This is a genomic window from Mycolicibacterium duvalii (assembly GCF_010726645.1).
GTDB lineage: Bacteria > Actinomycetota > Actinomycetes > Mycobacteriales > Mycobacteriaceae > Mycobacterium > Mycobacterium duvalii.
This window is the reverse complement of record NZ_AP022563.1, coordinates 5,061,564-5,073,711: the sequence shown is the minus strand read 5'-3', so window position 1 is coordinate 5,073,711 and position 12,148 is coordinate 5,061,564. Positions and strand designations below refer to the sequence as shown.

Here is a 12,148-nt window from a genome sequence, read left to right as displayed (position 1 = left end):
ATCAGCGATTCAACCGGAGGGTCCACGCCTGGCCCCGGTAGTGCAACACCGTCCGGCTGGCCGGCTCGACGTCGATGCGCCAGAACGACTTCGGCGGTGCGTCGAGCGCCACCACCACGGCCGCCCGCACCACGGCCGGGTGCGTCACCGCGACGGTGCGGATCCGCTCCGCGGCCATCGACGCCAGCCAGTCGCGGACCCGGGCGATCACGTCGACGACGGTCTCCCCGCCGTGCGGGGCGCTGGCCGGCTCGGTCAGCCACAGGGCGAGTTCGTCGGGTGCCACCTGGTCGAGCGCCTCACCGCGCCAGCGCCCGCAATCCAGGTCGGCCAGCCGGGTATCGACGGCCGGCGTCAGCCCGAGCAGCTCGGCGGACTGCTGCGCCCGCAGTTCCGGACCGCACACCACCCGACCGTCGCCGCTCTCCATGGTCGCGGCGAACTGTCTGCGGCCGGCGTCGTTGAGTGGCTCGTCGATCGGGAATCGTCCGGCCGACATCGCGTCGGTCATGCCGTGCGACACGAGGGTCAGCCGGACGACCCCACTCACGCAGGAACGACGTGCTTACGCTCGCCCAGCAGCCGCGACACCATCGCCGCGAACACCAGACCGATGGTGGCGTAGACGATGACCTGCGTGCCCAGCGAGTAGAGCCGGAACTCGTACAGCACGCCTGCCGGGAAGCCCGGGTAGACGATGGTGCCTGCGTCGTCGACCAGCGGACCGGGGGTCTCCTCGATCGACGGCAGCACCAGCATCAGCACCGCCACCGCGACGAGGTAGCCGCCCGCGGCGGCCAGCGTCGCATTCCAGGTGCCCAGCCGCGCCACGAGTTGCCGGCCGGCGTACACCGCGGCGACCAGCAATGCCGCCGAGGCCACCACCATCAGCAGGTACAGCATCGTGCGCTGGCCGATCGTCTCGTCCAGGCTCAGCGCGGGTGGGCTGGCCGGATATTTCAGCGTCGGCACCACATACAGGCTCAGCAGCATTCCGCCGGCCACCAGCAGCGACAGCAGCCGTGCCGAGACGTTGCCGACCCGGCCGTAGGCCACCGCGTAGACGACCGAGAACAGCGCGCCGATCGCGACGGAGAACGCCAGCAGTCCCAGCCCCAACCCGATGTTGGCCTGGATGGCGCGGGTGATCCCGCCCCCCTCCTCGCCGTGGCTGTGGCTGTGGCCGCCGCCGTGGTCATGGCTGTGGTCGAGCGCCTCTCGGGCCGCTCCGACGCCCTCTTCATAGCCGATCGCCAGGTCGATCTGGGGTTCGACGAAGATCCGCGCGAACAGGAAGGCGAGCACTCCTGCGATGGCGCCGGCCAGCAGGCCGCGCCAGATGATGTGTTTTTCCATCGCTCAGTGGCAGGGGAAACCGAGCAGGTGGCGGGCGTCGTGCACGAACTCATGGATGTAGGTGCTGTTGCCGAACACCGACGTCGCCCCCTGGTCCATGCCGACGAAGTACAGCACGATCAACGCGAAGAACGCGGTCAGCGACAGCCATGCGGCGGCCTTGGTGCCCGAGAAGTCGATGGCGGTCGCGGAGGACCTGCTCATCTCAGGAGTCGTCATCGCGGATTCCTTTCTGGGATTGCGCGTCCCAACCAGATCTGCGACGGGCACCGGGTCTGACTGTCACAGTGGCGCGACCGTCCTGGATTTCCACCAGGTTCCGTCACCCGTCGATTACCCGAGCATCGTAAGCCACCCGGGCGCCGGCCGGGCCGTCCGGACGCACAAACGCCCCCGACTCGCGTCGGGGGCGTCTGTACGTGACCGGTTACTCGGCGGCGCTGGGCGCACCGGCCGCGCCGGCCTGTGCCAGGTCCGGCTCGGCGGCTGCGACCGGCTTGCGGCTGCCGGCGAACGTGAACTTCGCGTCCTCGCCGGCGCCTTCGCCGTCCCAGCCCTCGACGTCGACCGTGACGAGCTGGCCGGGGCCGAGCTCCTCGAACAGGATCTTCTCCGAGAGTTGATCCTCGATCTCGCGCTGGATGGTGCGGCGCAGCGGCCGCGCCCCCAGCACCGGATCGAAGCCGCGCTTGGCCAGCAGCGCCTTGGCCTGGTCGGTCAGCTCGATCGCCATGTCCTTGGCCTTGAGCTGGTTGGCGACCCGGCCGATCATCAGGTCGACCATCTTGATGATCTCGTCCTGCGTCAGCTGGTGGAACACGATGATGTCGTCGATGCGGTTGAGGAACTCCGGGCGGAAGTGCTTCTTCAGCTCGTCGTTGACCTTCTGCTTCATCCGCTCGTAGTTGTTCTCTCCGCCACCCTGGGAGAAGCCCAGCCCGACCGCCTTGCTGATGTCGGACGTGCCCAGGTTCGACGTGAAGATCAACACCGTGTTCTTGAAGTCGACCGTGCGGCCCTGACCGTCGGTCAGGCGGCCGTCCTCGAGCACCTGCAGCAGGCTGTTGTAGATCTCCTGGTGGGCCTTCTCGATCTCGTCGAACAGCACCACCGAGAACGGCTTGCGGCGCACCTTCTCGGTGAGCTGGCCGCCCTCTTCGTAGCCCACGTAGCCCGGAGGGGCACCGAACAGCCGCGACGCGGTGAAGCGGTCGTGGAACTCGCCCATGTCGATCTGGATCAGCGCGTCGTCCTCGCCGAACAGGAAGTTGGCCAGCGCCTTGGACAGCTCGGTCTTACCGACACCGGACGGGCCGGCGAAGATGAACGAGCCCGACGGGCGCTTGGGATCCTTCAGGCCGGCACGGGTGCGGCGGATCGCCTTGGAGACCGCCTTGACGGCGTCCTCCTGGCCGATGATCCGCTTGTGCAGCTCCTCTTCCATGCGCAGCAGCCGAGTCGTCTCCTCCTCGGTCAGCTTGAACACCGGGATGCCGGTCCAGTTGCCCAGGACCTCGGCGATCTGCTCGTCGTCGACCTCGGCGACCACGTCGAGATCACCGGAGCGCCACTGCTTCTCCCGCTCGGCGCGCTGCGCGACGAGCTGCTTCTCCTTGTCGCGCAGGCTGGCGGCCTTCTCGAAGTCCTGCGCATCGATCGCGGACTCCTTCTCCCGGCGGGCATCGGCGATCTTCTCGTCGAACTCGCGCAGGTCCGGCGGAGCGGTCATCCGGCGGATCCGCATCCGGGCGCCGGCCTCGTCGATCAGGTCGATTGCTTTGTCCGGCAGGAACCGGTCGTTGATGTAGCGATCGGCCAGCGTCGCGGCGGCCACCATCGCGCTGTCGGTGATGGAGACGCGGTGGTGCGCCTCGTAGCGGTCGCGCAGACCCTTGAGGATCTCGATGGTGTGCTCGACGGTCGGCTCACCCACCTGGACCGGCTGGAAGCGGCGCTCCAGCGCGGCATCCTTCTCGATGTACTTGCGGTACTCGTCGAGCGTGGTGGCACCGATGGTCTGCAGTTCGCCGCGGGCCAGCTTCGGCTTCAGGATCGACGCGGCGTCGATCGCGCCCTCGGCGGCACCCGCGCCGACGAGCGTGTGCAGCTCGTCGATGAACAGGATGATGTCGCCGCGGGTGTTGATCTCCTTGAGCACCTTCTTCAGGCGCTCCTCGAAGTCACCGCGGTAGCGGCTGCCGGCCACCAGCGACCCGAGGTCGAGGGTGTAGAGCTGCTTGTCCTTGAGCGTCTCGGGCACCTCGCCGGCGACGATGGCCTGCGCGAGGCCTTCGACGACGGCGGTCTTGCCGACGCCGGGCTCGCCGATCAGCACCGGGTTGTTCTTGGTGCGGCGGCTCAGCACCTGCATGACCCGCTCGATTTCCTTCTCGCGGCCGATGACCGGGTCGAGCTTGCCCTCCATCGCCGCGGCGGTGAGGTTGCGGCCGAACTGGTCGAGCACCAGCGACGTCGACGGGTTGCCCGCTTCGCCGCCCCGGCCGCCGGTACCGGCCTCGGCGGTCTCCTTGCCCTGGTAACCGCTCAGCAGCTGGATCACCTGCTGGCGCACGCGGGTGAGCTCGGCGCCGAGCTTGACCAGCACCTGCGCGGCAACGCCCTCGCCCTCGCGGATCAGGCCGAGCAGGATGTGCTCGGTGCCGATGTAGTTGTGACCCAGCTGCAGCGCCTCGCGCAGGCTCAGCTCCAGCACCTTCTTGGCGCGGGGGGTGAAGGGAATGTGTCCGGACGGCGCCTGCTGACCCTGGCCGATGATCTCCTCGACCTGGCTGCGCACACCCTCCAGCGAGATGCCCAGCGACTCGAGTGACTTGGCGGCTACGCCCTCACCCTCGTGAATGAGGCCCAGCAGGATGTGCTCGGTGCCGATGTAGTTGTGGTTGAGCATCCGGGCCTCTTCTTGGGCCAGGACGACAACCCGACGCGCTCGGTCGGTGAATCTTTCGAACATCCGTGGTTACCTGCTCTCCATCGCATAGGTGGTGCAGCCCTGAAAAGAGCCTGTGCACCTGCCGTCCACTCTAGTGGGCGGCAGCACCGGGCGCCCCGCCTCCCGGGTGCTAAATCGGGCGGCTCGCCGTGACAGTCAGGCTGTTACCCAGCGCTGTCAGGGTCAACGCCGGATGTCAGGGAATCGTTTCCCGATCCGGCGGTGCAGGGTTCGCCGGTAGCGAACGAGCAGGATCGTCCTAGGTGGCCGCGTGGAAAGCGTCGATGACGTCGGCCGGGATCCGGCCGCGCGTCGACACGTTGTGGCCGTTGCGCCGGGCCCAGTCCCGGATCGCGGCGCTCTGCTCCCGGTCGATCGCGGCGCGTCCCCGGCCGGTGGCGACCGCGCGGCCGCGCCGGCGGCCGCCGACCCGGCGGCCCGCATCGACCCATTGCTTCAAATCGTTGCGCAGCTTTGCGGCATTCTTGGAGGAGAGATCGATCTCATAACTGACTCCGTCGAGGCCGAATTCCACAGTCTCGTCGGCGGCACCCTCACCGTCAAAATCGTCGACAAGTGTGACGGTGACTTTCTTCGCCATTTTCGAATGCCCTTCTACGCAACGACCCCAAGCCCCGCGACCAATCTGCCATAAAGAGCGTTTCCATTCAACAACGCGCCCATTCCGCGCGGTGTGAATCGCGGCGGTTCAGTTACCGGATCGGCGAACAATGGGGAACAAAACCGTGTCCCTAATCGACAGCCCCGTCAACGCCATCAACAACCGGTCGATGCCCATTCCGGTACCGGTTGTCGGGGGCATGCCGTGTTCGAGTGCGGCCAGGAAATCCTCGTCCAGCGCCATGGCCTCGTCATCCCCGGCGGCCGCGGCGCGGACCTGGGCTTCGAACCGCTCGCGCTGGATCACCGGGTCGATCAACTCCGAATATCCCGTGGCCAATTCGATGTGACGAACGTAGAGGTCCCACTTTTCGGTGACGCCGTCGATGCTGCGGTGCGAGCGGGTCAGCGGTGTGGTCTCGACCGGGAAATCGCGCACGAACGTCGGCGCCCACAGTTTGTCGCCGACCGTGTGCTCCCACAGTTCTTCGATCAATTTACCGTGCCCATAACCACGGTCCCGCGGAATCTCGACACCGAGCCGATCGGCGATCTGCCAGAGACGATCGGCGGTGGTCTGCGGTGTGATCTCTTCGCCGAGGGCTTCTGACAATGACGGATACATTTGAATGGAGTCCCATTCTCCGTCGAGATCGTAGACGGTGCCGTCGGGCAATGGCACCTGCCGGGTGCCGATGGCTTCGTCGGCGACTTCCTGAATAAGTTCACGGGTGATGACGGCGGAATCGTCGTACGTACCGTAAGCCTGATAAGTCTCCAGCATCGCGAATTCCGGGGAATGCGTCGAATCCGCGCCCTCGTTTCGGAACACCCGATTCAGTTCGAAAACCCGGTCCAGGCCGCCGACGACGCAGCGTTTGAGGAACAGTTCCGGCGCGATGCGCAGGTACAGGTCGGAGTCGAGCGCGTTGGAGTGGGTGACGAACGGTCGGGCAGCGGCCCCGCCGGCCAGCGTCTGCAGCATCGGGGTCTCGACCTCGAGGAAGTCCCGGCGCTCGAGGGCCGATCGCACCGCGCGGACCACCGCGATGCGCTGACGAGCCACCGCGCGGGCCTCCGGGCGCACGATCAGGTCCACGTAGCGCTGCCGGACCCGCGACTCCTCGCTCATCTCCTTGTGGGCCACCGGTAGCGGTCGCAGCGCCTTGGACGCCATCTGCCAGGAGTCCGCGAGCACGGACAGTTCGCCCCGCCTCGAACTGATCACCTCACCGGCGACGAACACGATGTCGCCGAGGTCGACATCGGCCTTCCACGCGTCCAGCGAGTCCTGGCCCACCCTGGCCAGGCTGATCATCGCCTGCAACTGGGTGCCGTCACCCTCCTGCAGCGTGGCGAAGCACAGCTTGCCCGAGTTGCGGGCGAAGATGACCCGGCCGGCGACGCCGACGTGCTGCCCGGTCTCGGTGTCGGCCGCCAGATCCGGATAGGCCGCGCGCAGCTCTGCGAGCGTGTGCGTGCGGGCCACCTCGACCGGGTACGGATCGCGTCCCTCGTCGAGCAGACGCTCGCGCTTGCCTTGGCGGATGCGGAACTGCTCAGGGATGTCCTCGCGCGGGTCGGGGGCAGAATCAGGGGACGTCACGACGTGCCAGCTTAAATGAACACATGACCGGCCCCGCCAACGCGCTGATCGACCCCGCCGCGCTGCGCGCGCTGGCGCAGCGGCCGCTGGAGACCGGGCTCAAGGGGGTCCCGCCGCACTGGTGGGGACGCACCCCGGCAGAGCTGATCGCCGATGCGCCGCAGCTGTCGGCCGCCGGAGTGTTCGGACCGGTGTGTGTGCTGCACGCCGCTGCGCTGGCGCACAACATAACCACGATGGCCGGGTGGTGCCGCGAGCGCGGGGTGGAGCTCGCACCGCACGGCAAGACCCACATGGCCCCTCAGCTCGCCGCCCGCCAGCTGGCCGCGGGCGCGTGCGCGGTGACCGTGGCCACCGTCGGGCAGGCCGCCGTCTATCGCGCCTTCGGAGTGACGAACCTGGTCCTGGCCAACCAGCTGGTCGACGAGGCCGGCCTGCGCTGGCTGGGCCGCGAGCTGGACGCCGACCCGGATCTGCAGGTGCTGTGCTGGGTGGATTCGGGGCGCGGCGTCGAGGTGATGACAGCGGCGCTGGCCGACACGCAGCGGCCGGTGGACGTCTGCGTGGAGGTGGGGCTGCCCGGCGGGCGGACCGGGTGCCGCACCGATGCCGAGGTCGACGCCGTCGCCCGCGCCGCTGCGGCGTCGCCCCGGCTGCGGTTGGTCGGGGTGGCCGGCTACGAAGCCGCGCTCGGCCACGGCCGCGCGCCCGACGCGCTCGCCGGGGTGCGCGCACACCTGGCGCAGGTCCGTGCGGCGGTGTTGCGGTTGGCGCCGGTGTTCGAGACCGACCTGCCGGTGGCGAGCGCCGGGGGGAGCAGCTATTTCGACGAGGTGGCCGACACGCTGACCGACTGGCCGGGCGCACTGGCGGTGCGCACGGTGCTGCGCAGCGGCTGCTACCTGACCCACGACCACGGTCTCTATGCGCGCACCTCGCCGCTGACCGACCGACTGCGTCCCGCGCTGGAGATCCGCGCACAGGTGGTGTCGCGGCCGGAGCCCAACCTGGCCGTGCTGACGATGGGCCGCCGCGACGTGGCGTTCGACCAGGACCTCCCGGTGCCACTGGACCTGCCGGACAGCTCGGTGGCCAAGCTCAACGACCAGCACGCCTACCTGCGTCTGGGCGGTGCGGACCGGGCCGCGGTCGGTGACTGGCTCCGGTTCGGGATCTCGCATCCGTGCACGGTGTTCGACAAGTGGCGGATATTCCCCGAAGTCGACGCCGCAGGCCGGCTGGTCGACCTCATCCGCACGTACTTCTAGCGCGCAGCCTTGGCCTTGCCCCGCTGGTTGTCGCGGTTGCGCTCGAACACCAACCGCAGTCCGTCCAGTGTCAGGTGCCGGTCGTAGTGCTCCACGGTGCGCAGGTCGGGCAGCACCAGCGGGGCACTGTGCCCGGTGGCCACCACGGCGACGTCGGCGCCGTCGAATCCGTCGACGTCGGAGCGCACCCGGCTGACCAGCCCGTCCACCAAGCCGGCGAATCCGAACACCGCACCGGCCTGCATGCACTCGACGGTGTTCTTGCCGATCACCGACCGCGGCCGGGTCAGCTCCACCCTGCGCAACGCTGCCGAGCGGGCTGCCGCCGCATCGGAGGACACCTGCACGCCCGGGGCGATGGCGCCGCCGAGGAACTCGCCCTTGGCCGAGACCACGTCCACGCAGATCGACGAGCCGAAATCGACGACGATCGCGGCCGAGCCGTACTTCTGGTATGCCGCAAGGCAATTGACGATCCGGTCAGCGCCCACTTCCTTGGGGTTGTCGACCAGCAACGGGATGCCGGTGCGCACACCGGGTTCGATCAGCACGTGCGGCACGGTGGGCCAGTACTGCTCGAGCATCACCCGCACCTCGTGCAGCACCGACGGGACAGTCGACAGACCCGACGCGCCGGTGAGACGTTCGGCGTCGTCGCCGATCAGACCGTCGATGGTCAAGGCCAACTCGTCGGCGGTCACCTCGGGTTCGGTCCGGATGCGCCAGTGCTGTTCCACCGTGGCGTGCGCACCGAAACCGGAGATCAGCCCGACGACGGTGTGGGTGTTACGAACGTCTATCGCGAGGAGCACGCCATCACCTCGGCGACAACAGCCCGGACGCGTCCGCGGGGACGCCGGCCGGGTCGTCGCCCAGGTCGATCGGACGGTTCTCGGCGTCGACGAAGACCACCCGCGGCCGGTAGGTCCTGGCCTCCGCGTCCTCCATGGTGCCGTAGGCGATCAGGATCACCAGATCACCGGGATGCACCAGATGCGCTGCAGCCCCGTTGATCCCGATGACCCCGCTGCCCCGCTCACCGGTGATCACATAGGTGACCAACCGGGCGCCGTTGTCGACGTCGACGATCGTGACCTGCTCACCCTCGATGAGATCGGCGGCATCCATCAGGTCGGCGTCCACAGTCACCGACCCGACGTAGTGCAGGTCGGCCTGCGTCACCGTGGCGCGATGAATCTTGGATTTCAGCATGGTTCGAAACATCAGTTCCTCCAGGGCAATTCGTGACTCTGTTCGGTCGAGCTGCGGGGGTGGCCGTCGATACCGGCGCTTGCGCCGATGTCGACGGCGATGTTGTCCAACAGCCGGGTGGAACCCAGCCGTGCCGCGACCAGCATCCGCGCGGGACCTTCGGCCGGCGCGGGACCGAGCATCGGGTCTCGCACTTCCAGGTAGTCGAGCTCGAGGTCGGGCACCTCGTCGAGTACGGCGCGAGCGGCGTCGAGGGCGGCCGTCACTCCCCCACTGGCGGCGTACATCCCGGCCAGCAGCGCCGCCGACAACGCCCCAGCCTGCTCCCGCTGTACCGGGTCGAGGTAGCGGTTGCGCGACGACATGGCCAGACCGTCGGGCTCCCGGACGATCGGGACACCGACGACGCCGATCCTCAGATCCAGGTCGGTGACCATCTGCCGGATCAGCGTGAGCTGCTGGTAGTCCTTCTCGCCGAAGTAGGCGCGGTCCGGTGCCACCACGTTGAACAGCTTGAGCACCACGGTCAGCACCCCGGCGAAGTGCGTTGGCCGGGAGTCTCCTTCGAGCTCGGCACCCAACGGTCCGGGTACCACGCCGGTACGCTTGCCGGCCGGGTACATGTCGTGTTCGGTCGGGGTGAACACGATCTGCACGCCCTCGGCGCGCAATGCCGCGAGGTCGTCGTCCAGCGTACGGGGGTAGGCGTCGAGGTCTTCACCTTCGGCGAACTGCAGCGGGTTGACGAAGATCGACACCACCACCATCGCGCCCTGCACCCGCTTGGCCGCGCGGATCAAACTCAGATGTCCGTCGTGCAGCGCACCCATGGTGGGCACCAACACGATTCGGCGTCCGGTGGTCCGCAGCGCCCTGGTCACCGCGGACACATCGGAGGGCCGGGTGTAGACGTTGAGCTGGTCGGCCGTGAACTTCGGCGTCGGTCCGGCGATCATCCCTGTCCTGCTTCCGCGAGCGCGTCGAGAACTTCCTGCGGTGCGTCCGCCCGCTGTGCGGTGCGGCGGGCGTTGGTCCGGTAGGCCTGTGCCACATCGGGATCCACCTCGGCCAGTGCCTGCAGGTGACCGGCCACCGCGGCGGCGTCGCCGCGCGCGACCGGCCCGGTCAATGCGGCCTGGCCGCGCTGCAGCGCGTTCTCCAGTGACGCGCGTGCCAACGGGCCGATGATCCGCTCGGCGACGCCACCGGGGGTGTCGTCGATGGGCTGCTGCCCCAGCAACTCCTGGCCCCACAATGCGCCACGCAGCGCTTCGGCCGCGTCGAGCACCAGCGTGACGAGATGGTTGGATGCATGTGCCAGTGCGGCGTGGTAGAGCGTGCGGGCGTCCTCGCGGACCCGAAAGGGTTCGCCGCCGATCTCGAGGACCAGCGATTGCGCAATCGCGTAACCGATCTCGTCGGCGGCGGTGATCCCGAAACAGGTTCCGCGCAAGCGGTCGACGTCTTCATCGGTGCCGGCGAAGGTCATCGCGGGATGGATCGCCAGCGGCAGAGCTCCCTGTTCGGTCAGCGGCTCCAGCACCGCGATGCCGTTGGCACCCGACGTGTGCGCGACGATCGTGTTCGGCCGCACCACCGAGGTAGCGGCCAGACCGCGCACCAGCGCCGGGAGTTCGGCGTCCGGAACGGCCAGCAGCAGCAGTTCGGCGCGCGCCGGGACTTCGTCGACGGGCAGCACCGCGGTGTCGGGGAGCCAGCGCTGCGCACGCCGGCGCGACGCCGCGGACACCGCGCTGCAGGCCGCGACGACGTGGTCGGAGCGCTCCAGCGCTGCCCCGAGGGCCGTGCCGACACGGCCCGCGGAGATCACTCCGATCGTGAGGCGGGCGGGACGTAGCCCGTCATGCGGAAGCTTCCCGCCGGCGGGGGGCTGCACCATCGCAGACGACCTCGCAGATTCATTCGGTTCGTTCCAGTCCCGACGATCGGGTACCGGACGGTCGATGAAAGCCTAGCTCACTCGTCGCGGCGCCTGCGCCGCCCGCCCGGCGCCGGCGACGCCTGCAGCCGGGCCAGGAGTTCGGCCACCGACTGGCCGCCGGTGTGCGCGCCGCCGCCCTCGTCGTCCTCGGGCGGGGCCGGCGGCGGCTCCGGCTCGGGCTCCGGTTCGGGCGCGGCGTAGTGCCTGCCGACCGGTGGGGCGTCGTCGCGCCGGCGACGGCCGACGTACTCGCTCTGCGGTTGCGCCGGTGGCGGCATCACCGGCTGCTGCTGCGGCGGAGGCGGCGGAGAGGCCGGTGCGGGCTGCTGTTGCGGCGGCAGCCACGGCATCTGCGGCTCGGGGGCGTGCGGCGGAGCCGGTGTCGGGGGTGCCCAGTGCGCGGCCGCGGCCGGGGCCTCGTCGCGGTGATGGCGACGCGGGGCGTCCTCGCCGGCGCGCCGGTGCGCACCCGACGGTTCCGCGGCGGGCGCTTCCTCCGGATGCGGCACCGCGGGCACGTCGATGATCGGGCTCTCGACCGTGTCCGGGGCGTGGGCGTCGGCATAGCCGGCGCCCACGCCGACCTCCTCGGCGGTGTCGACGCGGCTGCTGCTGACCCGGCCGGCGGCCTCGGCACCCGAAGCCCATTCCCCCAGCGCCGGCCGGCTGCGGTCCTCGATCGCGTGGCGGTGCGACAGGTCGGTGTCGAACAGGTACTCGAGGTTGGCCCGCAGCGCGGCCAGTTCGGCGCGCAGCGCCCCGACCTCATCGGCGGACTGCTCCCGCAGTTCTGCGGCGAGTTCGCGGCGCAGATGGGCCTCCACGGTCAGCTCGTATTCGCGGCGCGCCGAGATCTCCCGCTCCAGCTGCAGGTCGTAGACCAACTTCAGGTCGCGGACCTTGGCCTGGTCGCTGTCGGACTGGCGGCGGTAGATCACCGACACGAACGCGGCGACGACCGCGGCCCACAGCGCCAGGATCACGGCGAGCTTGAGCAGCTCGACGCGGTTGGTGAACACCAGCGCCGAGCTGGCGCCGATCGCCAGCACCAGCAACACCGTCAGCAAGATCCAACCCGGCCTTCGACCGCTGCGCCGAAGCCGGGCGCCGCGGGTCGGATCCATCATGGGGCGACTGTACCTGCGACTGGTCGTCTGGCGTGTCGACCGTCACGGCGATTCGACCGGCACATG

The 12,148-nt window shown here is 69.1% G+C and carries 12 protein-coding genes; 1 reads left to right on the top strand and 11 read right to left on the bottom strand.

Annotated features, from left to right (window positions below):
- Window position 1 precedes the first annotated feature (1 nt).
- From G6N31_RS24055 to lysS, 6 genes are all read right to left on the bottom strand, one after another.
- On the bottom strand, window positions 2-550 hold the full coding sequence (locus G6N31_RS24055; protein ID WP_098005022.1) for a histidine phosphatase family protein: 549 nt from the start codon (window positions 548-550) through the stop codon (window positions 2-4).
- Window positions 547-1,356 carry a CbtA family protein gene (locus tag G6N31_RS24050; protein ID WP_098005023.1) on the bottom strand — a complete coding sequence of 270 codons (810 nt, stop codon included), beginning with the start codon at window positions 1,354-1,356 and terminating at the stop codon, window positions 547-549. Before G6N31_RS24050 ends, G6N31_RS24055 begins: the two co-directional genes overlap by 4 nt.
- Window positions 1,357-1,359: 3 nt before the next feature.
- A complete protein-coding gene (locus tag G6N31_RS24045) occupies window positions 1,360-1,575 on the bottom strand; it encodes a CbtB domain-containing protein (protein ID WP_098005024.1) in 216 nt (71 codons plus the stop codon).
- Between the two features lie 208 nt (window positions 1,576-1,783).
- A complete protein-coding gene (clpC1, locus tag G6N31_RS24040) occupies window positions 1,784-4,327 on the bottom strand; it encodes an ATP-dependent protease ATP-binding subunit ClpC (RefSeq protein ID WP_098005025.1) in 2,544 nt (847 codons plus the stop codon).
- A 238-nt stretch (window positions 4,328-4,565) separates the two neighbouring features.
- Window positions 4,566-4,907, bottom strand: a complete 342-nt coding sequence (gene lsr2 / locus G6N31_RS24035) for a histone-like nucleoid-structuring protein Lsr2 (RefSeq protein ID WP_098005026.1) — start codon at window positions 4,905-4,907, stop codon at window positions 4,566-4,568.
- A gap of 108 nt (window positions 4,908-5,015) precedes the next feature.
- Window positions 5,016-6,533 (bottom strand): lysine--tRNA ligase, encoded by a 1,518-nt coding sequence (lysS, locus tag G6N31_RS24030; RefSeq protein ID WP_098005027.1) that lies wholly within the window; start codon window positions 6,531-6,533, stop codon window positions 5,016-5,018.
- A gap of 23 nt (window positions 6,534-6,556) precedes the next feature.
- On the opposite strand from lysS, the gene G6N31_RS24025 reads away from it, so the two are divergent.
- Window positions 6,557-7,801, top strand: a complete 1,245-nt coding sequence (locus G6N31_RS24025) for an alanine racemase (protein WP_098005028.1) — start codon at window positions 6,557-6,559, stop codon at window positions 7,799-7,801.
- On the opposite strand, the gene G6N31_RS24020 is transcribed toward G6N31_RS24025, so the two are convergent.
- From G6N31_RS24020 to G6N31_RS24000, 5 genes are all read right to left on the bottom strand, one after another.
- Entirely contained in the window at window positions 7,798-8,613 is an 816-nt protein-coding gene (locus G6N31_RS24020) for a type III pantothenate kinase (RefSeq protein WP_098005029.1), read from the bottom strand. The two genes, G6N31_RS24025 and G6N31_RS24020, sit on opposite strands and share 4 nt — an antisense overlap.
- Before the next feature lie 4 nt (window positions 8,614-8,617).
- Window positions 8,618-9,025: an aspartate 1-decarboxylase gene (gene panD, locus G6N31_RS24015; protein WP_098005030.1), complete on the bottom strand. Its 408-nt coding sequence runs from the start codon at window positions 9,023-9,025 to the stop codon at window positions 8,618-8,620.
- Window positions 9,025-9,969 carry a pantoate--beta-alanine ligase gene (gene panC / locus G6N31_RS24010; protein WP_098005031.1) on the bottom strand — a complete coding sequence of 315 codons (945 nt, stop codon included), beginning with the start codon at window positions 9,967-9,969 and terminating at the stop codon, window positions 9,025-9,027. The genes panD and panC overlap by 1 nt, the downstream gene beginning before the upstream one ends.
- Window positions 9,966-10,913, bottom strand: coding sequence for a Rossmann-like and DUF2520 domain-containing protein (locus G6N31_RS24005; protein WP_098005032.1), 948 nt, complete (start codon window positions 10,911-10,913; stop codon window positions 9,966-9,968). The genes panC and G6N31_RS24005 overlap by 4 nt, the downstream gene beginning before the upstream one ends.
- A 77-nt stretch (window positions 10,914-10,990) precedes the next feature.
- Entirely contained in the window at window positions 10,991-12,082 is a 1,092-nt protein-coding gene (locus tag G6N31_RS24000; RefSeq protein ID WP_098005033.1) for a DUF6779 domain-containing protein, read from the bottom strand.
- Window positions 12,083-12,148 lie beyond the last annotated feature (66 nt).